This window comes from Streptomyces sp. NPDC048825 (assembly GCF_043198355.1).
GTDB classification, from domain to species: Bacteria; Actinomycetota; Actinomycetes; order Streptomycetales; family Streptomycetaceae; genus Streptomyces; species Streptomyces xiangluensis.
In genome coordinates, this window is record NZ_JBICUR010000004.1 from 330,928 (window position 1) to 353,734 (window position 22,807).

At 68.9% G+C, this 22,807-nt stretch carries 23 protein-coding genes; 14 read left to right on the plus strand and 9 right to left on the minus strand.

Annotated elements, in window-relative coordinates:
* The first annotated feature begins 70 nt into the window (after positions 1–70).
* Positions 71–577 (plus strand): DUF2087 domain-containing protein, encoded by a 507-nt coding sequence (locus ACGFNK_RS12905; RefSeq protein WP_393415119.1) that lies wholly within the window; start codon positions 71–73, stop codon positions 575–577.
* A gap of 146 nt (positions 578–723) precedes the next feature.
* On the opposite strand, the gene pgl is transcribed toward ACGFNK_RS12905, so the two are convergent.
* From pgl to tkt, 5 genes are read right to left on the minus strand one after another with little or no spacing between them, the layout of a single operon-like run.
* The gene (pgl, locus tag ACGFNK_RS12910) at positions 724–1,509 is read right to left on the minus strand and encodes a 6-phosphogluconolactonase (RefSeq protein WP_386345671.1); all 786 of its coding nucleotides are present in this window, start codon (positions 1,507–1,509) and stop codon (positions 724–726) included.
* Positions 1,506–2,744 carry a glucose-6-phosphate dehydrogenase assembly protein OpcA gene (gene opcA / locus ACGFNK_RS12915; RefSeq protein ID WP_393415122.1) on the minus strand — a complete coding sequence of 413 codons (1,239 nt, stop codon included), beginning with the start codon at positions 2,742–2,744 and terminating at the stop codon, positions 1,506–1,508. The genes pgl and opcA overlap by 4 nt, the downstream gene beginning before the upstream one ends.
* Positions 2,741–4,279, minus strand: a complete 1,539-nt coding sequence (zwf, locus tag ACGFNK_RS12920) for a glucose-6-phosphate dehydrogenase (protein ID WP_386345668.1) — start codon at positions 4,277–4,279, stop codon at positions 2,741–2,743. The genes opcA and zwf overlap by 4 nt, the downstream gene beginning before the upstream one ends.
* Positions 4,280–4,283: 4 nt before the next feature.
* Complete coding sequence (gene tal / locus ACGFNK_RS12925; protein ID WP_393415126.1) at positions 4,284–5,402, minus strand: transaldolase; 1,119 nt, start codon at positions 5,400–5,402, stop codon at positions 4,284–4,286.
* 34 nt (positions 5,403–5,436) lie between these two features.
* Positions 5,437–7,539, minus strand: a complete 2,103-nt coding sequence (tkt, locus tag ACGFNK_RS12930) for a transketolase (RefSeq protein ID WP_393415129.1) — start codon at positions 7,537–7,539, stop codon at positions 5,437–5,439.
* Between the two features lie 376 nt (positions 7,540–7,915).
* Between tkt and ACGFNK_RS12935 the strand changes: the two genes are divergently transcribed.
* The 4 genes from ACGFNK_RS12935 (at position 7,916) to ACGFNK_RS12950 (ending at position 11,287) form a co-directional block, all read left to right on the plus strand.
* Positions 7,916–8,869 (plus strand): heme o synthase, encoded by a 954-nt coding sequence (locus ACGFNK_RS12935; RefSeq protein ID WP_393415132.1) that lies wholly within the window; start codon positions 7,916–7,918, stop codon positions 8,867–8,869.
* A 50-nt stretch (positions 8,870–8,919) separates the two neighbouring features.
* Complete coding sequence (locus ACGFNK_RS12940; protein ID WP_344386992.1) at positions 8,920–9,294, plus strand: hypothetical protein; 375 nt, start codon at positions 8,920–8,922, stop codon at positions 9,292–9,294.
* Positions 9,295–9,398: 104 nt separating this feature from the next.
* A complete protein-coding gene (locus tag ACGFNK_RS12945; protein WP_386345662.1) occupies positions 9,399–10,505 on the plus strand; it encodes an amidohydrolase family protein in 1,107 nt (368 codons plus the stop codon).
* 29 nt (positions 10,506–10,534) lie between these two features.
* Positions 10,535–11,287 carry a nucleotidyltransferase domain-containing protein gene (locus ACGFNK_RS12950; RefSeq protein WP_393415136.1) on the plus strand — a complete coding sequence of 251 codons (753 nt, stop codon included), beginning with the start codon at positions 10,535–10,537 and terminating at the stop codon, positions 11,285–11,287.
* Positions 11,288–11,338: 51 nt separating this feature from the next.
* Here ACGFNK_RS12950 and ACGFNK_RS12955 read toward each other — a convergent pair whose 3' ends face one another.
* The 3 genes from ACGFNK_RS12955 to ACGFNK_RS12965 are packed head-to-tail and all read right to left on the minus strand — an operon-like array spanning position 11,339 to position 14,120.
* Positions 11,339–12,349, minus strand: coding sequence for a heme A synthase (locus ACGFNK_RS12955; RefSeq protein ID WP_393415139.1), 1,011 nt, complete (start codon positions 12,347–12,349; stop codon positions 11,339–11,341).
* Between the two features lie 53 nt (positions 12,350–12,402).
* The gene (locus tag ACGFNK_RS12960) at positions 12,403–13,200 is read right to left on the minus strand and encodes an ABC transporter permease (protein WP_393415142.1); all 798 of its coding nucleotides are present in this window, start codon (positions 13,198–13,200) and stop codon (positions 12,403–12,405) included.
* Positions 13,197–14,120, minus strand: coding sequence for an ABC transporter ATP-binding protein (locus ACGFNK_RS12965; RefSeq protein WP_393415145.1), 924 nt, complete (start codon positions 14,118–14,120; stop codon positions 13,197–13,199). Before ACGFNK_RS12965 ends, ACGFNK_RS12960 begins: the two co-directional genes overlap by 4 nt.
* Before the next feature lie 230 nt (positions 14,121–14,350).
* Here ACGFNK_RS12965 and ACGFNK_RS12970 point away from each other — a divergent pair, with 230 nt between their 5' ends.
* The 9 genes from ACGFNK_RS12970 (at position 14,351) to ACGFNK_RS13010 (ending at position 21,745) form a co-directional block, all read left to right on the plus strand.
* Complete coding sequence (locus ACGFNK_RS12970; protein WP_393415148.1) at positions 14,351–14,917, plus strand: glycoside hydrolase family 16 protein; 567 nt, start codon at positions 14,351–14,353, stop codon at positions 14,915–14,917.
* Positions 14,918–15,127: 210 nt separating this feature from the next.
* Complete coding sequence (locus ACGFNK_RS12975; protein WP_393415151.1) at positions 15,128–15,871, plus strand: helix-turn-helix transcriptional regulator; 744 nt, start codon at positions 15,128–15,130, stop codon at positions 15,869–15,871.
* Complete coding sequence (gene sufB / locus ACGFNK_RS12980; RefSeq protein ID WP_386345649.1) at positions 15,868–17,289, plus strand: Fe-S cluster assembly protein SufB; 1,422 nt, start codon at positions 15,868–15,870, stop codon at positions 17,287–17,289. Before ACGFNK_RS12975 ends, sufB begins: the two co-directional genes overlap by 4 nt.
* A 114-nt stretch (positions 17,290–17,403) precedes the next feature.
* The gene (sufD, locus tag ACGFNK_RS12985) at positions 17,404–18,585 is read left to right on the plus strand and encodes a Fe-S cluster assembly protein SufD (protein WP_386345647.1); all 1,182 of its coding nucleotides are present in this window, start codon (positions 17,404–17,406) and stop codon (positions 18,583–18,585) included.
* A gap of 5 nt (positions 18,586–18,590) precedes the next feature.
* Complete coding sequence (locus tag ACGFNK_RS12990; protein ID WP_165340025.1) at positions 18,591–18,908, plus strand: non-heme iron oxygenase ferredoxin subunit; 318 nt, start codon at positions 18,591–18,593, stop codon at positions 18,906–18,908.
* A 7-nt stretch (positions 18,909–18,915) separates the two neighbouring features.
* On the plus strand, positions 18,916–19,680 hold the full coding sequence (gene sufC / locus ACGFNK_RS12995; RefSeq protein ID WP_386345645.1) for a Fe-S cluster assembly ATPase SufC: 765 nt from the start codon (positions 18,916–18,918) through the stop codon (positions 19,678–19,680).
* Positions 19,677–20,933: a cysteine desulfurase gene (locus ACGFNK_RS13000; protein WP_393415156.1), complete on the plus strand. Its 1,257-nt coding sequence runs from the start codon at positions 19,677–19,679 to the stop codon at positions 20,931–20,933. Before sufC ends, ACGFNK_RS13000 begins: the two co-directional genes overlap by 4 nt.
* 15 nt (positions 20,934–20,948) lie before the next feature.
* Positions 20,949–21,416: a Fe-S cluster assembly sulfur transfer protein SufU gene (gene sufU, locus ACGFNK_RS13005; RefSeq protein WP_165340002.1), complete on the plus strand. Its 468-nt coding sequence runs from the start codon at positions 20,949–20,951 to the stop codon at positions 21,414–21,416.
* Positions 21,413–21,745 carry a metal-sulfur cluster assembly factor gene (locus ACGFNK_RS13010; protein ID WP_033317897.1) on the plus strand — a complete coding sequence of 111 codons (333 nt, stop codon included), beginning with the start codon at positions 21,413–21,415 and terminating at the stop codon, positions 21,743–21,745. The genes sufU and ACGFNK_RS13010 overlap by 4 nt, the downstream gene beginning before the upstream one ends.
* Positions 21,746–21,837: 92 nt before the next feature.
* On the opposite strand, the gene ACGFNK_RS13015 is transcribed toward ACGFNK_RS13010, so the two are convergent.
* Entirely contained in the window at positions 21,838–22,782 is a 945-nt protein-coding gene (locus ACGFNK_RS13015; RefSeq protein ID WP_393415160.1) for an AbfB domain-containing protein, read from the minus strand.
* Positions 22,783–22,807 lie beyond the last annotated feature (25 nt).

Consider the following 22,807-nt stretch of genomic DNA (forward strand, 5'->3'; position numbering starts at 1 on the left):
TTAATCGGATGCGCGGCCTTCGCTCGGCGGGTGACACTGCTCCGGCGCTGTCACTCGCCGGGAGGACGTCATGGACCAGCTGCTCGCCGCACTCGCGGATCCCGAACGCCAGAAGCTGTACGCCCGCATCGTGCTGGACACACTGCCCCCGCGCGAGCAGGACTCCGCCCTGGTGCGCAAGCACCTGGGGCGCCTGGTCGCCGCAGGGCTCGTCGAGCGGATGGCGGACGGCTCCCTGCGGGCCGATGCCGCCGTGTTCCGGCGTGTCCGGCCCGCGGAGGAGGCTCATCCCGGTGTTCCGCGCCGTCTCGTGGGGTTCTTCGCGCAAGGGCGGCTGACCGCGATTCCGGTGCGCCCGGCCGTACGCCGTGAACTGCTCACCCATCTGACCGGCACGTTCTTCGAGACCGAGCGCAGCTACTCCGAGTCCGAGGTCAACGAGGCGTTCCGCACCGTGCACGACGACACGTCGGCGCTGCGCCGCTATTGCGTGGAGAGCGGGCTGCTCGTACGCGAGCGGGATGGCAGCGTCTACCGACGCGTAAGCGCTCCGCTGGGTGCGGGGGATTGCGGGTAGCGCCGTAGGGGTGCGGTTGCGTGCGGGCTGCGGGTAGTTCTGGGCTGGTCGCGCAGTTCCCCGCGCCCCTTCGGGCGCTGGACGCGTCGTAGGCCCCGCCTGACCACACATCCAGCGGGGCCTACGACGCATGCGGAACAGGGTGCTCAGGGCGACGCCGGTGGATACAGCGAGCGGGGCAGTTGGGATGCCGCTGCCGCGTCCAGGAGCCACAGTGTGCGGGAGCGGCCGTACGCGCCCGCTGCCGGGGCCTGGATCTCGCCCGCTCCCGAGAGCGCGATGGCCGCTGCCGTCGCTTTGTCCTCGCCCGCGGCCAGGAGCCACACCTCGCGAGCCGCCCGGATCGCGGGCAGGGTCAGCGTGATACGGGTCGGCGGGGGCTTGGGCGCGCCGTGTACGCCGACCACCATGCGCTCCGTTTCCCGTACGGCGGGCAGCTCCGGGAAGAGCGACGCCACGTGCGTGTCCGGGCCGACGCCCAGCATCAGGACGTCGAAGGTGGGGACGGTGCCATGGTTCTCGGGGCCCGAGGCCTTGGCCAGCTCGCCGGCGTACGCTTCCGCCGCCGCGTCGGCGTCCTTGCCGTACGGGCCGTCCGACGCGGGCATGGCGTGCACGCGGTGCGGATCCAGCGGTACGGAGTCGAGGAGCGCCTCGCGGGCCTGGGTGACATTGCGCTCCGGGTCGCCCTCGGGCAGGAACCGCTCGTCACCCCACCACAGGTCCAGGCGGCCCCAGTCGATGGCATCCCGCGCGGGTGCCGAACTCAGCGCCGCGAGGAGGCCGTTGCCGTTGCGCCCGCCGGTGAGCACCACCGAGGCGTAGCCCCGGGAGGCCTGGGCGTCCACGATCTTCGTGATGAGCCGGGCCGCGGCGGCCTGGGCCATCAGTTCCTTGTCGTGGTGGACGACGAGCTGCGGCGCGGTGCTCACTTGGACGCCACCCTCTTGGCCAAGTCGGCGGGGGTGGCCGGAGCCTTGTCGGCCTCCTTCGCCGGCTCATCGGCGGACGCCTCATCCGGTGCCTCTGCATCGGAAGCCCCGGCGTGAGAAGCCCCGGCGTCAGAAGTCCCAGCCTCGGAAGTCCCAGCCTCGGAAGCCCCGGCTCCGGAGACCCCGGCCCGGAAAGCCGCAGCTCGGGACCCCGCCGCCGTAGCAGCCGTACCCCCGGAGGCGCCGCCCCCGGAGCCCTCAGTCCATCCGCCCGCGGAACCCCCCGCGAGCGAAGCGGACTTGAAGCCTCCGCTGCCCAGCCGTTCCACGCCGAACCGCAGCGCCGAGGCATATGTGTCGTCCGGGTCCAGCCGCCGCAGTTCCTCAGCTATCAGCTCGGCCGTGTCGCGGCGGTTCAGTGCCACCGCCCGGTCGGGCTGGCCCTGGATGGACAGCGTCGCCAGGGAACCGTCGGCGCGGTCCAGGACGATCGGTCCGGAGCTGGTGGCCATCCGGACGGAGGTGAGACCTGGCCCGGAGGACAGCGAGCGCTTGACCGGGACATCGAGCCGGTCCGCGAGCCACATGGCGAGCAGCTCGCAGCTCGGGTTGAACTCCTCGCCCTCCACCTCGACCGAGGTGACCTCGCAGGTGACCTGGTCCAGGGCCGCGGCCAGCATCGAACGCCAGGGCGTGATGCGGGTCCACGACAGGTCGGTGTCGCCGGGGGTGTAGGCGTCGGCGCGGGCACCGAGGTCCCGTACGGGCTGCTCGGCGGCGTATGTGTCGGTGACGCGGCGCTGCGCCAGGGCGCCCAGTGGGTCCTGGGCCGGGTCGAGCGGCGCGTTCACCGGCCACCAGACGACGACCGGCGCGTCCGGCAGCAGCAGGGGGAGGACCACCGACTGAGCGTGGTCGACCACCTCGCCGTACAGCCGCAGTATCACCGTCTCGCCGGTGCCCGCGTCCGCGCCGACCCGTACCTCGGCGTCGAGCCGCGAGGTGGTGCGGTCGCGGGGGGAGCGGGAGATGCGCTTGATGACCACGAGGGTGCGCGAGGGGTGCTCGCGGGACGCCTCGCTGGCGGCCTTCAGCGCGTCGTAGGCGTTCTCCTCGTCGGTGACGATGACGAGGGTGAGGACCATGCCGACGGCGGGGGTGCCGATGGCCCGGCGGCCCTGCACCAGCGCCTTGTTGATCTTGCTGGCTGTGGTGTCCGTGAGGTCGATTTTCATGGCCGGCGCCAGCTCCGTCCATCTCGTTCGAGCATTTCGTCCGCCTCGGCCGGGCCCCAGGTGCCCGACGGGTACTGCGCGGGCTTGCCGTGCTTGTCCCAGTACTCCTCGATCGGGTCGAGGATCTCCCAGGACAGCTCGACCTCTTCGGTGCGCGGGAAGAGGTTGGCGTCGCCGAGCAGGACGTCGAGGATCAGCCGCTCGTACGCCTCCGGACTGGACTCCGTGAAGGACTCGCCGTACGCGAAGTCCATCGACACGTCCCGGACCTCCATGGAGGTGCCGGGCACCTTGGAGCCGAAGCGGACCGTGACGCCCTCGTCCGGCTGGACGCGGATGACCAGCGCGTTCTGGCCCAGCTCCTCCGTCGCCGTGTGGTCGAAGGGGGAGTGCGGGGCGCGCTGGAAGACGACCGCGATCTCGGTGACACGGCGGCCCAGACGCTTGCCCGTGCGCAGATAGAAGGGGACGCCCGCCCAACGCCGGTTGTCCACCTCCAGCTTGACGGCCGCGTAGGTGTCGGTCTTCGACTTGGGGTCGATGCCGTCCTCTTCGAGGTAGCCGATGACCTTCTCGCCGCCCTGCCAGCCCGCCGCGTACTGCGCGAACACCGTGTTGCGGCCGAGGTCCTTGGGCAGCTTCACCGCACCCAGCACCTTGGTCTTCTCGGCGGCCAGCGCGTCCGCGTCGAAGGAGGCGGGCTCCTCCATCGCGGTCAGCGCGAGCAGCTGGAGCAGATGGTTCTGGATGACGTCGCGGGCGGCGCCGATTCCGTCGTAGTAGCCGGCGCGGCCACCGATGCCGATGTCCTCGGCCATCGTGATCTGGACGTGGTCGACGAACGAACGGGTCCAGATCGGCTCGAACATCTGGTTGGCGAAGCGCAGCGCCAGGATGTTCTGGACGGTCTCCTTGCCCAGGTAGTGGTCGATACGGAAGACCTGGTCCGGGGAGAAGACCTCGTGCACGATCCGGTTGAGCTCCTCGGCCGACTTCAGGTCGTGGCCGAACGGCTTCTCGATGACCGCGCGGCGCCAGGAGCCGTCCTTCTGGTCGGCCAGGCCGTGCTTCTTCAGCTGCTGCACGACCTTGGGGAAGAACTTCGGCGGTACGGACAGATAGAAGGCGAAGTTGCCGCCCGTGCCCTGCGCTTTGTCGAGGTCCTCTATGGTCGCCTTCAGGTTGTCGAAGGCGTCGTCGTCGTCGAAGGTGCCCTGGACGAACCGCATGCCCTGGATGAGCTGCTGCCAGACCTCCTCACGAAAGGGGGTACGGGCGTGCTCCTTGACCGCGTCGTGGACCTCCTGCGCGAAGTCCTCGTCCGCCCACTCGCGGCGGGCGAAGCCGACGAGCGAGAAACCTGGCGGCAGCAGGCCGCGGTTGGCGAGGTCGTAGACGGCGGGCATCAGCTTCTTACGGGACAAATCGCCCGTGACGCCGAAGATTACGAGGCCCGACGGCCCCGCGATACGCGGGAGCCGTCGGTCTGCGGCGTCACGAAGCGGATTCGCTCCGGTGCCGGGAGAAGGAGTCAAGATCTCAGCCCTCCGAGGGGGCGAGGCGCTTGAGCTCCGCCTCGGTCGACTTGAGCAGGTCGTTCCAGGACGCCTCGAACTTCTCGACGCCCTCGTCCTCCAGCAGCTGGACCACCTCGTCGTACGAGATGCCGATCTTCTCGAGCGCGTCGAGGTCGGCGCGGGCCTGCTCGTACGTACCCGCGATGGTGTTGCCGGTGATCTCGCCGTGCTCCTCGGCGGCGAAGAGGGTGGCCTCCGGCATGGTGTTCACCGTGTTCGGCGCGACCAGGTCGTCGACGTACAGGGTGTCCTTGTACGCCTTGTCCTTGACGCCGGTCGAGGCCCACAGCGGACGCTGCTTGTTGGCCTGCGCCTTGTCGAGGGCGGCCCAGCGGTCCGAGGAGAAGACCTCCTCGTACGCCTGGTAGGCGAGTCGCGCGTTGGCGACGCCCGCCTTGCCGCGGGCGGCCTTGGCCTCGTCCGTGCCCATGGCGTCGATCCGCTTGTCGATCTCGGTGTCCACGCGGGACACGAAGAAGGACGCCACGGAGTGGATCTTGGACAGGTCCAGGCCCTTGGCCTTGGCCTTCTCCAGACCGCTCAGGTAGGCGTCCATGACCTCGCGGTAGCGCTCCAGCGAGAAGATCAGCGTGACGTTCACGCTGATGCCGTTGCCGATCGTCTCCGTGATCGCCGGGAGTCCGCCCCGCGTGGCCGGGATCTTGATGAGCGTGTTCGGGCGGTCCACCAGCCAGGCGAGCTGCTTGGCCTCGGCGACCGTCGCCCGCGTGTTGTGCGCGAGACGCGGGTCGACCTCGATCGAGACCCGGCCGTCCTGGCCGCCGGTGGCGTCGAAGACCGGGCGCAGGATGTCGGCGGCGTCGCGGACGTCCGCCGTCGTGATCATGCGGATGGCCTCCTCGACGGTGACCTCACGGGCGGCGAGGTCGGCGACCTGCTGCTCGTACCCGTCACCGCTCGAGATCGCCTTCTGGAAGATCGACGGATTGGTCGTGACGCCCACGACGTGCTGCTGGTCGATCAGCTCGGCGAGGTTGCCGGACGTGATCCGCTTGCGCGACAGGTCGTCCAGCCAGATCGCGACGCCTTCTTCGGAGAGGCGCTTCAGTGCGTCTGTCATGGAAAATGCATCTCCTACGTGTCGTATGTCAGCGTCAGCGCTGGGCTGCGTCGATCGATTCCCGGGCGGCGGAGGCGATGTTCTCGGCAGTGAAGCCGAACTCGCGGAAGAGGACCTTGCCGTCGGCCGAAGCACCGAAGTGCTCCAGGGAAACGATGCGTCCGGCGTCTCCCACGTACTTGTGCCAGGTAAGACCGATCCCGGCCTCGACCGCGACACGCGCCTTGACGGACGGCGGCAGGACGCTGTCCCGGTACCCCTGGTCCTGCTCCTCGAACCACTCCACGGACGGCATGGACACCACCCGCGTCGGCACCCCGGCGGCCTGGAGCTGCTCGCGCGCCTCGACGGCGACATGCACCTCGGAACCGGTCGCGATGAGCACGACCTGCGGCGCAGCGCTCTGTCCTTCGGACCCTTCGGCGTCGAAGAGCACGTAACCGCCCTTCGCCGCACCCTCGTTGGGCTCGTACGTCGGCACGCCCTGGCGGGTCAGCGCGAGACCGTGCGGGGCGCCCTTGCCGAACTCCTTGGTGTAGCGCCCCAGGATCTCGCGCCAGGCGATGGCGGTCTCGTTGGCGTCGGCCGGGCGGACGATGTTCAGGCCCGGGATCGCGCGCAGCGAGGCGAGGTGCTCGATCGGCTGGTGGGTGGGGCCGTCCTCGCCGAGACCGATGGAGTCGTGCGTCCATACGTACGTCACCGGCAGGTGCATCAGGGCCGACAGGCGCACCGCGTTGCGCATGTAGTCGGAGAACACCAGGAACGTACCGCCGTAGATACGGGTGTTGCCGTGCAGCGCGATGCCGTTCATCTCCGCGGCCATGGCGTGCTCGCGGATGCCGAAGTGGATCGTGCGGCCGTACGGATCGGCCTCGGCGAGCGGGTTGCCCTGCGGCAGGAACGAACTCGTCTTGTCGATCGTGGTGTTGTTGGAGCCCGCCAAGTCGGCGGAGCCGCCCCACAGTTCGGGGATGACCGCGCCGAGTGCCTGGAGCACCTTGCCGGAGGCGGCACGCGTGGCGACGCCTTTGCCCGGCTCGAAGACGGGGAGGTGCGACTCCCAGCCCTCGGGCAGCTCGCCCGCGTTGACGCGGTCGAACTCGGCGGCCCGCTGCGGGTTGGCCGTACGCCAGGCGGCGAGTGACTTCTCCCACTCGGCGCGGGCCTCACGGCCGCGGTCGCCCAGCGAGCGGGTGTGCGTGATGACCTCGTCGGCGACCTCGAAGGACTTCTCCGGGTCGAAGCCGAGGACGCGCTTGGTGGCCGCGACCTCGTCGTCGCCGAGCGCCGAGCCGTGCGCGGCCTCGGTGTTCTGCGCGTTCGGGGCCGGCCAGGCGATGATCGAGCGCATCGCGATGAACGACGGCTTGTCGGGGACGGCCTTGGCCTTCTGGATCGCCTCGTACAGCGCGGCCGGGTCGAGGTCGCCGTTCTCCTTCGGCTGCACGCGCTGTACATGCCAGCCGTACGCCTCATACCGCAGAGCCGTGTCCTCGGAGACAGCCGCCTCGGTGTCGCCCTCGATCGAGATGTGGTTGTCGTCCCACAGCAGGACCAGGTTGCCCAGCTTCTGGTGGCCGGCCAGCGACGAGGCCTCGGCGGAGATGCCCTCCTGAAGGCAGCCGTCACCGGCGATCGCGTAGATGTAGTGGTCGAACGGGGAGGTGCCGGGGGCGGCCTCCGGGTCGAAGAGACCGCGCTCGTAGCGGGCGGCCATCGCCATGCCCACCGCGTTGGCGACGCCCTGGCCGAGCGGGCCCGTCGTCGTCTCCACGCCCGCCGTGTGCCCGTACTCGGGATGGCCCGGGGTCTTCGACCCCCACGTCCTGAACGCCTTCAGGTCGTCCAGCTCCAGGCCGAACCCGGCGAGGTACAGCTGGGTGTAGAGGGTCAGGGAGGAATGGCCGGCGGAGAGGACGAAACGGTCCCGTCCTGTCCAGTCCGGGTCTGCCGGGTCATGCCGCATCACCTTCTGGAAGAGGGTGTATGCGGCGGGTGCCAGGCTCATCGCCGTACCCGGATGGCCGTTGCCGACCTTCTGTACGGCATCGGCGGCCAGGATGCGGGCCGTGTCGACGGCTCGCTGGTCCAATTCGGTCCACTCGAGGTCTGTGGTGGTCGGCTTGGTGCTCACCCTGAGTCAGGGCTCCTCTCCACATGTTCCACATGTCGAATGCCGGTGCACATGCGCGCCCACCGGCCGTTGTCGAGCCTACCCCCGTAAGAACACGCATTTTTTCGAGTCATTCCACAGTGCCGTGAGTGTTCCGGCACCGCCTCCCTGACCGGCGCGTTCCGCGGCCGGGCGGGGAATGAACGTGAATACGCAGCCGGTGTTCCGAGCGCTCAATCAAGCCGAATCAAGGGATGCCGATGCCTTCCTGGGGCCCTCTCCAACACGACCCGACCCCCGCGAAGAGCGGGGTCTGGGCAACGTCTACAGTGGCGTGGTACGCGCGGGCCTTTACCCGGAGTTCACACTCGGGGCTCGCTGGGATGTCTCTGTAGGGGTGTACGTGACGGCCGTTGAATCCCGTCCTGCGGGTGTGCTCGGGACGAGTCAGAGCACGAAGCACCGGCCGTTCGGGGCCCGCATCAAGGCGTTCATTGCTCTCACCAAGCCGCGGATCATCGAGCTGCTGCTGATCACCACCGTGCCGGTGATGTTCCTCGCCCAGCAGGGCGTGCCCGACCTCCGGCTCGTCCTCCTCACCTGCGTCGGCGGTTACCTCTCTGCGGGCGGAGCCAACGCGCTGAACATGTACATCGACCGTGACATCGACGCCCTCATGGCGCGCACCTCGCAGCGCCCACTGGTCACCGGCATGGTCAGCCCCCGCGAGTGCCTGGTCTTCGGCATCACGCTCGCCGTCGTCTCGACCCTGCTGTTCGGCCTGACCGTCAACTGGCTGTCCGCCTGGCTCTCGCTGGGGGCCCTCCTCTTCTACGTCGTCGTCTACACGATGATCCTCAAGAGGCGTACATCGCAGAACATCGTCTGGGGCGGCATCGCCGGCTGTCTGCCCGTCCTCATCGGCTGGTCCTCCGTCACCAACTCCATGTCCTGGGCCCCGGTCATCCTCTTCCTCGTCATGTTCTTCTGGACGCCGCCGCACTACTGGCCGCTGTCGATGAGGGTGCGGGACGACTACGCGCGCGTGGGCGTGCCGATGCTTCCGGTCATCGCCTCCAACAAGGTCGTCGCACGGCAGATCGTCCTCTACAGCTGGGCGATGGTCGCCGTCTCTCTGCTGCTGACGCCGCTGGGCTACACCGGCTGGTTCTACACGGCCGTCGCCCTGGTGACCGGCGGCTTCTGGCTCTGGGAGGCGCACGGGCTGCAGGCCCGCGCCAAGGACGGGGCCGTGGGCGCGAAGCTCAAGGAGATGCGCCTCTTCCACTGGTCCATCACGTACGTCTCGCTGCTGTTCGTGGCAGTGGCGGTGGACCCCTTCCTGCGATAGCCGCATTTCGCCCGTCGCCGTTTGATCTACCCGTCGGTAGCATCCTGACCATGGCAGATACGGCAGATACGGCAGACACCCAGCAGGCCGACGAGGCCGCGGACCGCAAGAAGGCCGCCAGGGCGGAGCGTCGTGTGGCGCGCCTCACCAAGCAGATCTCGTCCTTCGCCAAGGCACACGGCGGCGCCGAGGGGCAGATCGCGTACCTGGGACAGCGCGGCGCCCGCATCGTCCTCGTCGGCGAGGACGGCGAGTGGGGCGACCTCGTCGCCCCGACCCACGCGATGGCCGAGCAGGCGGTCCAGAAGTCCGGCATCACCGTCCACGAGTCCTTCGACGGCGACTTCGCGGCGAAGGTGAAGACGGGGCGCTACGAGTGGACGCGGATGGCGGGGATCCAGCTGGGCGGCCCCCGTAACGACTGACGGCAACCGGCAGTTTTCGTACTTCCGCGACCGTAACCAGCACCTGACCCCCGGCTCACCCGTTAGGACCTGTAAAGGCAGGGCCCACTCGCGGGGGAGTCCCGATGATCGAAACGCCGTCGCTGGTGGACCAGTACTGCCATGGCGTGCTGCGGACAGAGCTGGGCCTGGGCACCTTCGAGGCGCACCTCGCCCGGGGTGAGGGCCGGCCGGCAGCGGGTACGACCTTCTTCGACACCCAGACGGGTTTCGCCGTACGCCGCTGGTGCCCGCCCCTGCTCGGTCTGGAACCGCACTGTCCGCCCGCCCGCTATCTCGCGCGACGCCGTGAGCTGGGCGTACTGGAGTCGGGGCGCAGGCTGTTGCGGGGCAGCGGGATCACGACGTATCTGGTCGACACCGGACTGCCGGGCGACCTGACAGGACCCGGCGAGATGGCCTCGGCCGGGGGCGCCGACGCTCACGAGATCGTCCGCCTGGAACTGCTCGCCGAGCAGGTCGCCGACACCTCCGGAACCGTCGAGTCGTTTCTCGCCAACCTCGCCGAGTCGGTGCACGCGGCGGCGGCGAACGCCGTGGCGTTCACATCGGTGGCGGGCGCACGGCACGGTCTGGCGCTGGCACCCGAGCCGCCGGGCCCGGGTGAGGTCCGGGGTGCGGCGGGCCGCTGGCTCACCGGACGCCGCGTCGGCGGCACCCTGTCCGACCCCGTGCTGCTGCGGCACCTCCTGTGGATCGCCGTCGCGTCGGGCCGCCCGCTCCAGCTGCACGCGGGACTCGGCGAAGGGGACCTGCGCATCGACCGCACCGACCCCGTCCTGCTCACCGACTTCGCCCGCGCCACGGCCGGCCTCGGCACCGACCTGGTCCTGCTGCACGGCTACCCGTACCACCGGCACGCGGCGCATCTGACCGGGGTCTTCCCGCATGTGTACGCCGACCTGGGCGCCTCCCTCGTCCGTACGGGCGCCCGCGCCTCCGCCGTGCTCTCGGAGATCCTCGAACTCGCCCCCTTCGGCAAGCTCCTCTTCTCCTCCGGCGCCCACGGCCTGCCCGAACTCCATGTGGTCGGCGCCCGCCTCTTCCGCGAGTCGCTGGCCCGGGTGCTCGGTACCTGGGTGGCCGAGGGGGCATGGTCGCTGTCCGACGCGCAGCGGGTGGCCGGGCTGATCGCGGCGGAAAACGCGCGGCGGGTGTACGGGCTGGAGTGAGCCGCCCGCACCGTGCGCAGACTGTGGGCATGACACGCAGCGACGCGACCGACCGGCTCCTCGACCGCTTCCTCACCGAACTGCGCGACCTCGCCCCCGTCGCCGTATGGGCGCACGGCTCACTCGGCGGTGGCGATTACCAGGAGGGCCGCAGCGACCTGGACCTGATCGCGGTCCTGGACGATCGGATCACTGCTAGAACGGTCTGGCAGGTGGCGCGGCTGCACGCCCGTATGCGCAACGAGGCGCTCGTAGACAAGTTGCACTGCGCCTACCTGACGCCCGGGACTGCGGCAGGCGCGGAGCGACGGCACCTCATCTGGAGACACGAGCACCTGGGCAAGTTCCCCGTCACGCCGGTCACACGGCGCGAGCTGCACACCTTCGGGCTGGTCCTGCACGGAGAGCCGCCCACGGGCCTGCTGCCGCCTGTGCCGGACCATGAGCTCGCCGAGTTCGTCGTGCGCGACCAGCGGGACTTCTTGCGGCGGGAGGTTGACCGGGCGAGCAACTGGACGCAGGACATCTGGGTGGACTACGGGCTCGTCACGCACGCCCGTGCCGCAGTCACCCTGAAGGACGGGCGGCTGATCACCAAGCGAGAGGCACTGGAGCTGCTGCCCGCACTCGGCGCACCCGTCGAGGTGGTCGAGGACGTCAGACGGCGGCGGTACGAGGGCCCCGGTGCGGAGCCGGGCGAGGAGTGGACCGCACGCAGGGCCGAGCTGACCAGGGCCTACCTCGGGCCGGCGATCGACAGCCTCGTACGGGCCTACGCGTGACGCACGTACGACCTACGCGTGACGCACGCGCGCGTAGGGCACGTTTCCTGCCTACGCGCGCGTGGCGACCCGTTCCGTCGACCGTCCCGGCCCCGGAACCTCCACGGCCTCGTGCCGCTCCCGCAGCGACAGCAGCACCCTCAGCGTGGCGATCCACACCAGGCAGGAGCCGAGCATGTGGAGGCCGACCAGAACCTCCGGAAGGTCGGTGAAGTACTGGACGTACCCGATGGCACCCTGCCCGAGGAGCACCAGGAAGAGGTCACGGGTGCGGTGGAGCGGACCCTTGGGGGCGTCGACGGCCCGCAGGACGAACCACAGGGTGAAGGCCATCGTCACCACGATCCAGGCCAGGACGGCATGCAGCCTGGTGATGTTCTCCCAGTCCAGAGGGATGCGCTCGACCTCCCTCGAGTCACCGGCGTGCGGGCCCGCGCCCGTGACCACCGTGCCCACAGCGATGAGCAGGGCGGTGACGGCGACCAGGGCCCATACGAGCTGCTGCACCGACTTGCCGACCAGCGGACGCGGCGCGGAGTCGCCCTCCCGGGTGCGCTGCCACATGACGGTGGCGACGGCGATCAGTGCGGTGGAGAGCAGGAAGTGGGCGGCGACCGTGTACGGGTTGAGGCCGACCAGGACGACGATGCCGCCGAGCACCGCGTTGCCCATGACGACCCAGAACTGTGCCCAGCCGAGGCGGGTGAGGCCACGCCGGTACGGCTGCGCGGAGCGCGCCGCGATGATCGCCCAGCCGACCGCGGCGCTCAGGACGTACGTCAGCATCCGGTTGCCGAACTCGATGACGCCGTGGATGCCCATCTCGCTCGTGTTGGTCAGCGAGTCGTCGGTGCACTTGGGCCAGGTCGGGCAGCCGAGCCCCGAGCCGGTCAGACGTACGGCGCCGCCGGTGACCACGATGACCACCGCCATGACGAGTGCGGCGAGGGCCGCTCGCTGAACCGTCCGGGGCTTCGGGGTCCAGCGTTCGGCGATGAAGGCGAGGGGGTTGCGCACGGCCTCGACGGCGACGGCGCGGGTCAGATTCGGCACGCGCACCATGGTAGGCGGCCGCTTGTGCACGCCTTCACGAGGGGGGAGGCGTCTGCTCCGTCCTACTCCCAGCGGAAGAAACGGGCTGCGGCCGTGAGACCGACGACTCCCCAGACGGCCAGGATCCCGAGGTCCCCCCACGGCATCCCGGCGCCGTGCTGGAGCACGTCCCTCAGCCCGTCCGAGAGGGCCGAGATCGGCAGCAGGCCGAGCAGGGACTGGGCTGTGTCCGGGAACTTGTCGAGCGGGACGACGACCCCGCCGCCCACGAGCAGCAGCAGGAAGACCAGGTTCGCGGCGGCCAGCGTCGCCTCCGCCTTCAGCGTGCCGGCCATCAGCAGGCCGAGGCCCGAGAAGGCGGCCGTGCCGAGGACGAGCAGAAACAGGACGGCGAGGGGGTTGCCGTGTGGCGACCAGCCGAGGGCGAAGGCGATCACTGTCACGAGGATCACCTGGAGGATCTCCGTGACCAGCACGGAGAGCGTCTTCGCCGCCATAAGCCCCCAGCGGGGGAGCGGTGAGGTGGCGAGCCGCTTCAGTACGCCGTACCGCCGCTCGAAGCCCGTGGCGATGGCCTGGCCCGTGAACGCCGTCGACATCACCGCGAGCGCGAGAATGCCGGGGGCCAGGAAGTCGACCGCCTCGCCCTCGCCCGTATCGACGACGTCGACCGAGCTGAACAGCACGAGCAGCAGCGTGGGGATGACGACCGTCAGCAGCAACTGCTCGCCGTTGCGCAGCAGCATCTTCGTCTCGAGGGCCGCCTGCGCCGCGATCATGCGGGTCAGCGGGGCCGCCCCCGGCTTCGGGGTGTACGTACCGGCGGTGGTCACGAACGCAGCTCCTTGCCGGTCACTCATGAACGCAACTCCTTGCCAGTGAGCTCCAAAAAAACGTCCTCCAGGGTGTGCCGTTCCACCGAGATCTTCTCCGGCATCACCCCGTGCTGGGCGCACCAGGACGTGACGGTCGCGAGGAGCTGCGGGTCGACCTTGCCGCCCACCCGGTACGCGCCCGGTGTCAGCTCGGCCGCCGTGCAGTCCGCCGGGAGCGCCTTGAGCAGGGAACCTATGTCGAGGCCGGGACGCCCGCTGAAGCGGAGCGTGTTCTCGGCGCCGCCGCGGCACAGTTCCTCGGGGGAGCCCTGGGCGATGACCCGGCCCGCGTCGATGATCGCCACGTCGTCGGCGAGCTGCTCGGCCTCGTCCATGTAGTGCGTGGTCAGGATGACCGAGACGCCGTCCGCACGCAGATCGCGTACGAGGTCCCAAGTGGCCCGGCGCGCCTGCGGATCGAGGCCGGCAGTCGGCTCGTCCAGGAAGACCAGTTCGGGCCGGCCGACGACGGCCATCGCGAGCGCGAGCCGCTGCTGCTGGCCGCCGGACAGCCGCCGGTACGTGGTACGCCCGCAATTGCCGAGGCCCAGGCGCTCGATCAGCGCGTCCACGTCCAGCGGTTGCGCATGCAGCTTGGCCATGTGGCGGAGCATCTCGTCGGCGCGGGCGCCCGAGTAGACGCCGCCGGACTGCAGCATCACGCCGATCCGGGGACGCAGGGCCGCGGCCTCGCGCACCGGATCGAGCCCCAGTACGCGTACCGTCCCCGAGTCCGCCTTCCGGTACCCCTCGCAGGTCTCGACCGTGGTCGTCTTGCCCGCCCCGTTGGGACCCAGTACGGCGGTGATCCCCGCCCCGGCCACCAGGTCGAGGCCGTCCACCGCGGTCTTCGTGCGGTACCGCTTCACCAGGGCCTGGACCTGGACGACGGGGTCGCTTCGCATGGCCCCGAGTCTAGGTACGCGCTCAATGCCCAGGACGGGCGGGTTGGCGATCCCCTGCGATCCCTTCCGCTTCGGGTGGCACAGCTCTCCTGCCACCGCGCACTTTGGGCTGTTCGGGTGAATCGTTCGTAATCGTCGGATAGCGGTCTTTTGGCGATGCTTCAGTTGTCATGGTCTGCCCAGGGCGGGAGGTGGAGGTCTTCTCCCTCCCGCAGAAAGGCAGTTGATGCATGATCAGAAGCAAGGCGTGCTCCCGGCTGAGAGCCGCCGCCGGCCTCCTCGCCTTCGGGCTGGTGTGTGCAGCCCTCGCCGTACTTCCCGGCACGTCGCCTGCGAGCGCTCAGCCAGTCGTCGGCCCGGCGCTGTTCGACGACTTCGACTACACCGGCTACACCGACCCGCGGATCGCCCAGCGCGGCTGGACCCTGCGGTCGGGCCAGGGCGGGCCTGGCGTGCCCGGCGCCACGTGGCGGCCGCAGAACTTCACCTTCGGCACCGAGTCCGGCAACTCGATCATGACGATGCGGTCGGGCACCAGCGGGACGGCGAGCAGCACCCAGCACACCGAGATCTACCGGCAGCGCAAGTTCCACTACGGCACCTACGCCGCGCGGGTCCGCTTCAGCGACGTGCCGATCTACGGACCGGACGGCGACCGCATGGTGCAGACGTTCTTCACCATCTCGCCGCTGAACCACTCGATGGACCCGGCCTACAGCGAACTCGACTTCGAGTACCTGCCGAACGGCGGATGCGGCATCCCTGGCAGCGCGCTGCTCGCCAGTCCGATCAAGTAGGGCGGTCAAGTGGGGCAGCCAATTTCAAATTAGGGTCAATATGGATCTCTCGCCACATGGAGCCCATAGCCCCCACTGGTGCGCCGACTCACCTGATCGATCAAAGATCAACTCCGCAGGTCGGCTTAGGTATGCCTAAGTGATGCACCGCACGCTGGGCGGCGCGGACGCGGGTTGTCACGCTCTCGGGAATTACGCAACAATGGTGTTGTGAAAAACGTCGGCCAGGCTCCGCAGGAGGAACTCGCGGCTGGGTTGCGTGCGGACCGATCCACGCGCAACCGGGTGGCGCGCTCCATCCTGGACCACGGCCCGTCGACCGTGGCCGACCTGGCCGGTCGCCTCGGCCTCACCCAGGCGGCGGTGCGCCGGCATCTGGACGCACTGGTCGCCGACGACGTGGTGGAGCCGCGTGAGAAGCGCGTCTACGGAGCACGTACGCGCGGCCGGCCCGCCAAGGTCTTCGCGCTGACGGACTGCGGCCGGGACGCCTTCGATCAGTCGTACGACAAGCTCGCCGCCGACGCGCTGCGCTGGATCGCCGAGCGTGAAGGCGGTGACGAAGCCGTCGCCGCCTTCGCCCGCGCCAGGATCGCCGCACAGGCCGGGGCGTACCGCAAGGCCATCGACGCCGCCGCCCCCGACAAGCGCACCGAAGCCCTGGCCAAGGCCCTGAGCGCGGACGGGTACGCTGCTACGGCGCGCAGCGCTCCCCTTCCCCACAAGGGCGAGCAGCTCTGCCAGCACCACTGCCCGGTCGCCCATGTCGCCGAGCAGTTCCCCCAGCTGTGCGAGGCGGAGACCGAGATCTTTTCCCAGTTGCTCGGGACGCATGTCCAGCGGCTGGCCACCATCGCCCATGGCGACGGCGTCTGCACGACGTTCATCCCCAAGGCAACCGACCAGACCACCGATAACGCATCTGCAAGCACGGCCGGGAGGAACCCCGCATGACTCTCCCCACGGAGACTGCCCACCCTGAGCTCGAGGGTTTGGGCACGTACGAATACGGCTGGGCCGACTCGGACGTAGCCGGTGCCTCTGCCAAGCGCGGCCTGAACGAGGACGTCGTACGCGACATCTCCGCGAAGAAGAACGAGCCGGAGTGGATGACCAAGCTCCGCCTCAAGGGCCTGCGCCTGTTCGAGAAGAAGCCCATGCCGAACTGGGGCTCGGACCTGTCGGGCATCGACTTCGACAACATCAAGTACTTCGTACGTTCCACGGAGAAGCAGGCGGAGTCCTGGGAGGACCTGCCCGAGGACATCAAGAACACGTACGACAAGCTCGGCATCCCGGAGGCGGAGAAGCAGCGCCTCGTCGCCGGTGTCGCGGCCCAGTACGAGTCGGAGGTCGTCTACCACCAGATCCGCGAGGACCTGGAGGAGCAGGGCGTCATCTTCCTGGACACCGACACGGCCCTGAAGGAGCACCCCGAGCTCTTCAAGGAGTACTTCGGGACGGTCATCCCCGTCGGTGACAACAAGTTCGCCTCGCTGAACTCCGCCGTGTGGTCCGGCGGCTCCTTCATCTACGTGCCGAAGGGCGTGCACGTGGAGATCCCGCTCCAGGCCTACTTCCGGATCAACACGGAGAACATGGGCCAGTTCGAGCGGACTCTGATCATCGTCGACGAGGGCGCCTATGTGCACTACGTCGAGGGCTGCACCGCGCCGATCTACAAGAGCGACTCTCTGCACAGCGCGGTCGTCGAGATCATCGTCAAGAAGAACGCCCGCTGCCGCTACACGACCATCCAGAACTGGTCGAACAACGTCTACAACCTGGTCACCAAGCGCGCCGTGGCGTACGAGGGCGCGACCATGGAGTGGGTCGACGGCAACATCGGCTCCAAGGTGACGATGAAGTACCCCGCCGTCTACCTCATGGGCGAGCACGCCAAGGGCGAGACCCTGTCCATCGCCTTCGCCGGCGAGGGGCAGCACCAGGACGCCGGCTCCAAGATGGTCCACATGGCGCCGAACACCTCCTCCAACATCGTCTCCAAGTCGGTGGCGCGCGGTGGCGGTCGTACGTCCTACCGTGGTCTGGTGGAGATCGGCGAGGGCGCTCACGGCTCGAAGTCCAACGTGCTGTGTGACGCGCTGCTCGTCGACACGATCTCGCGGTCCGACACCTACCCGTACGTGGACGTCCGTGAGGACGACGTGTCCATGGGCCACGAGGCGACCGTCTCCAAGGTCTCCGAGGACCAGCTCTTCTACCTGATGAGCCGCGGTCTGAGCGAGTTCGAGGCGATGGCCATGATCGTGCGCGGCTTCGTCGAGCCGATCGCCAAGGAACTGCCCATGGAGTACGCGCTTGAGCTCAACCGGCTGATCGAGCTGCAGATGGAGGGCGCGGTCGGCTGACCGGCCTTCAGTACCGACGTCTTTCTCCAGTACCGACGTCTAGGGGGGCGGCCGACCCGCCCCCCACCAGCAGCCCGAAGACTGATTACGTAGGAAGAGAGCAGACCGACAGCCATGGCTGAGGCTCAGAACATCCCCGTGGGGTCGACCACCGCGGGCCAGATCGCGGTCGCCGCCGAGTCGACCGTCGCCACGCGCATGAGCGCGCCCCCGTCCTTCGACGTGGCGGACTTCCCGGTCCCGCACGGCCGCGAGGAGGAGTGGCGGTTCACCCCGCTGGAGCGGCTGCGCGGGCTGCACGACGGCACCGCCGTCGCCAACGGCACCGGTGTGAAGGTCGATGTGCAGGCCCCCGAGGGCGTCACCGTCGAGACCGTCGGCCGTGACGACGCGCGGATCGGCAAGGCGGGCACTCCGGTGGACCGCGTCGCCGCCCAGGCGTTTTCGGCGTTCGAGCAGGCCGGCGTGATCACCGTCCCCAAGGAGACGGTGCTCACCGAGCCGGTCCGTGTCGCCGTGCACGGCGAGGGCGGGACCGCCTACGGCCACCAGGTCGTCGAGCTCGGCGCCTTCGCCGAGGCCGTCGTCGTCATCGACCACACCGGTGACGCGGTGCTCGCCGCCAACGTCGACTACATCCTGGGCGACGGCGCCAAGCTCACCGTCATCTCCGTCCAGGACTGGGACGACAAGGCCGTGCACGTCGGCCAGCACAACGCGCTGATCGGCCGCGACGCCACCTTCAAGTCGTTCGTGGTCACCTTCGGCGGTGATCTCGTACGCCTCCACCCGCGCGTCCAGTACGCCGGCCCCGGCGGCGAGGCCGAGCTCTTCGGTCTGTACTTCACCGACGCGGGCCAGCACCAGGAGCACCGCCTCCTCGTCGACCACAACACCCCGCACTGCAAGTCGAACGTCGCCTACAAGGGCGCACTCCAGGGCGACGACGCGCACGCGGTGTGGATCGGCGACGTCCTGATCGAGGCCAAGGCCGAGGGCACGGACACCTACGAGATGAACCGGAACCTGGTGCTGACCGACGGCGCCCGGGTCGACTCCGTACCGAATCTCGAGATCGAGACCGGCGAAATCGTCGGCGCGGGCCACGCCAGTGCCACCGGCCGCTTCGACGACGAGCAGCTCTTCTACCTGATGGCCCGCGGCATCCCCGCCGACGAGGCCCGCCGCCTCGTCGTCCGCGGCTTCTTCGCCGAGCTGGTCCAGCAGATCGGCGTCGACGACATCGAGGAGCGGCTGCTCGTGAAGATCGACGAGGAGCTGGAGGCGTCGGTCTGATGGCCATCGCGTTCGTACGCGCCTGCGGGCTGAGCGAGCTGGAGGAGGACACCCCGAAGCGGGTGGAACTCGACGGCACGCCGGTCTCCGTCGTGCAGACCGAGGGCGAGGTGTTCGCGATCCACGACATCTGCTCGCACGCGAACGTCTCGCTGTCGGAGGGCGAGGTGGACGACTGCCACATCGAATGCTGGCTGCACGGCTCGCGTTTCGATCTGCGCTCCGGGAAACCCGACGCCCTTCCTGCGACCCGCCCCATTCCCGTATACCCCGTAAAGATCGAAGGGGACGATGTGCTCGTCTCCCTCACCCAGGAGTCCTGAGGCACCCATGGCAACGCTTGAAATCCGAGACCTGCACGTCACCGTCGAGGCCGACAACGCCACGAAGGAGATCCTCAAGGGCGTCGACCTCACCGTGAAGCAGGGCGAGACGCACGCCATCATGGGCCCGAACGGCTCCGGCAAGTCGACTCTCGCCTACTCGCTGGCGGGTCACCCCAAGTACACGATCACCGAGGGCACCGTCACCCTCGACGGCGAGAACGTCCTGGAGATGTCCGTCGACGAGCGCGCCCGCGCCGGCCTCTTCCTCGCCATGCAGTACCCGGTCGAGGTCCCCGGCGTCTCGGTCTCCAACTTCCTCCGTACGTCCGCCACCGCCATCCGCGGCGAGGCCCCCAAGCTGCGTACGTGGGTCAAGGAAGTGAAGGAGGCCATGCAGAACCTGAACATGGACCCCGCCTTCGCCGAGCGCAACGTGAACGAAGGCTTCTCCGGCGGTGAGAAGAAGCGTCACGAGATCCTCCAGCTGGAGCTGCTCAAGCCGAAGATCGCGATCCTCGACGAGACCGACTCCGGCCTCGACGTCGACGCGCTCCGGGTCGTCTCCGAGGGCGTCAACCGCGTCCGCGGGACCGGTGAGGTGGGCACGCTGCTCATCACGCACTACACGCGCATCCTGCGCTACATCAAGCCCGACTACGTCCACGTCTTCTCCGCAGGCCGCATCGCGGAGTCCGGCGGCGCCGAGCTCGCCGACAAGCTGGAGGAAGAGGGCTACGAGGCTTACACGAAGGGTGGCGTATCCGCGTGACACAGCTGCCGGGCCTCCTCGACACCGAGGCGATCCGCAAGGACTTCCCCGTCCTGGACCGACAGGTCCACGACGGCAAGAAGCTGGTGTACCTGGACAACGCGGCGACCTCGCAGAAACCGCGCCAGGTACTGGACGCCCTGAACGAGTACTACGAGCGCCACAACGCCAACGTCCATCGCGGTGTGCATGTGCTCGCCGAGGAGGCCACGGCGCTGTACGAGGGCGCGCGGGACAAGGTCGCCACGTTCATCAACGCGCCCAGCCGCGACGAGGTGATCTTCACCAAGAACGCCTCCGAATCGCTCAACCTCGTGGCCAACATGCTCGGCTGGGCCGACGAGCCCTACCGCGTCGACCACGAGACCGAGATCGTCATCACGGAGATGGAGCACCACTCCAACATCGTTCCGTGGCAGCTGCTGTCGCAGCGCACGGGCGCGAAGCTGAAGTGGTTCGGCCTGACCGACGACGGCCGCCTCGACCTGTCGAACATCGACGAGATCATCACCGAGAAGACGAAGATCGTCTCCTTCGTGCTGGTCTCCAACATCCTCGGCACCTTCAACCCGGTCGAGGCGATAATCCGCCGGGCGCAGGAGGTCGGCGCTCTCGTCTGCATCGACGCCTCGCAGGCCGCGCCGCACATGCCGCTGGACGTGCAGGCGCTCCAGGCCGACTTCGTGGCCTTCACCGGCCACAAGATGTGCGCTCCGACGGGCGTCGGCATCCTGTGGGGACGCCAGGAGCTGCTGGAGGACCTGCCCCCGTTCCTCGGCGGCGGCGAGATGATCGAGACGGTGTCGATGCACTCGTCGACGTACGCACCGGCGCCGCACAAGTTCGAGGCCGGTACGCCCCCGATCGCGCAGGCGGTCGGTCTCGGCGCGGCGATCGACTACCTGACCTCCATCGGCATGGAGAAGATCGCGGCCCACGAGCACGCGCTGACCGAGTACGCGGTCAAGCGCCTGTCGGAGGTCCCCGACCTGCGCATCATCGGCCCCACCACGGCCGAGGAGCGCGGCGCGGCGATCTCCTTCACGCTCGGCGACATCCACCCCCACGACGTGGGCCAGGTCCTCGACGAGCAGGGCATCGCGGTCCGGGTCGGCCACCACTGCGCCCGGCCCGTCTGCCTCCGGTACGGAATTCCTGCGACCACGCGAGCGTCGTTCTATCTGTACTCCACGGCGGGTGAGATCGACGCACTCGTGGAAGGCCTGGACTACGTACGGAACTTCTTCGGCTGAGGAGCTGGCTGGGTCGTGAAGCTGGATTCGATGTACCAGGAAGTCATCCTGGACCACTACAAGCACCCGCACGGGCGCGGTCTGCGGGATGGCGACGCCGAGGTGCACCACGTCAACCCGACGTGCGGTGACGAGATCACGCTGCGCGTGAAGTACGAGGGCTCACAGATCGCGGATGTGAGCTACGAAGGCCAGGGCTGCTCGATCAGCCAGGCCTCCGCCTCCGTACTGAACGAACTGCTGGTCGGCAAGCAGCTCGCCGAGGCGCAGAAGATCCAGGAGACGTTCCTGGAGCTGATGCAGTCCAAGGGCCGCATCGAGCCGGACGACGCGATGGAGGAGGTCCTGGAGGACGCGGTGGCGTTCGCCGGGGTCTCCAAGTACCCCGCCCGTGTGAAGTGCGCCCTGCTGAGCTGGATGGCGTGGAAGGACGCGACGGCCCAGGCCCTGGGCGAGGCCGACGCCGAAAGGAAAACGGCATGAGCGAGACCATTGAGATGAAGCCGGCCTCGGAGGAAGAGGTCCGCGAGGCGCTGTACGACGTGGTCGACCCCGAGTTGGGCATCGACGTCGTCAACCTCGGCTTGATCTACGGCATCCACATCGACGACGCGAACATCGCGACGCTCGACATGACCCTGACGTCGGCGGCCTGTCCGCTGACGGACGTCATCGAGGACCAGGCCAAGTCCGCCACGGACGGCCTCGTCAGCGAGCTGAGGATCAACTGGGTCTGGATGCCGCCGTGGGGCCCCGACAAGATCACGGACGACGGACGTGAGCAGCTTCGGGCGCTCGGGTTCAACGTCTGAGTTCGCATATACGTGTGTGGGGGCCCCGGCAGCTGCCGGGGCCCCCACACGTTTGAGGTCACGCACCGCGTTTCACGGTCGCCGTTGACGGCTCAGCTCAAGCCCTCGACCAGCCGGAACGCAGAGTCGGCCCGGTACAGATTGCTGTGGTCGTACGGATCCAGCCGGAGCTGGAAGTTGCGGTGGCGCAGGAAGCGGCCGGGGTAGTTGACCGCCTCCAGCATCACGGCGCCGGAGTACGAGGACGGGCGCGGGCAGAACGTGGCGTCCTTCTTGAAGAGCTCCGAGCCGTCGTGACGGTCCGTACGGAGGCGGAAGTCGCGATGGCGGACGTAGCTGCCGTCGCCCGTGGAGAAGGACACGCAGTCGGAGTCGGCGAGTCCGGGTACGAGCTTGAAGGTGGAGTCCCGCCGGGTCTCGTCGGAGCTGCCGGAGCTCACCTGGTCGAGTCGGCCGGTGCCGTCGCTGAAGTGCCAATAGCGGTCGGGGTAGTTGACCGCCTGGACCGACTTCCGCGAGGAGGCCGGCGGCTTGTCGGGGGCCTTGCTGGAGGCGGGGGGCTTTGACGGCTCGGGGATGGGCTCGGAGCCCCGCTGCCGGGCCTCGGAAGAGTCGGGACCGTCCTTGCCCTCCGAGGCGGCGTCCTCCTCGGGGGACGGCTGCGGTGAGGAAAGGCCGCTCTTTCCGCTGGGCTCCGTGGTGGGGCCTTCGGGGGTGTAGCCGGGGACGACCGGCTGCGCGGCGGAGGTGGTCTGCGGCTCTTGCGACCCCTTGCCCTCGGTCTGGTCGAGTATGGCGATCGCGGTCACCGTGGAGGCCAGCACCGCCACGGCCAGTACGCCGGCCAGGTAAAGGCGGCGCGTCCCGGGTATGCGGCCTCCGTCGAGGTCTTCGCCGGTCTCCCATACCTTCGGGGGCTGTTCCGCGGGGAGTTGGGGATCCGCTGTCTTGGCAGCGGCACGTGGGGGACGGACCTGTGCGCCCTTCGGCTCAGGCGCGGGCTGGTCCGGACCGGGTCCGGGCTTGCTGTCTGGCATGCGCTGTTCCTCCAGCGTCGCCTTG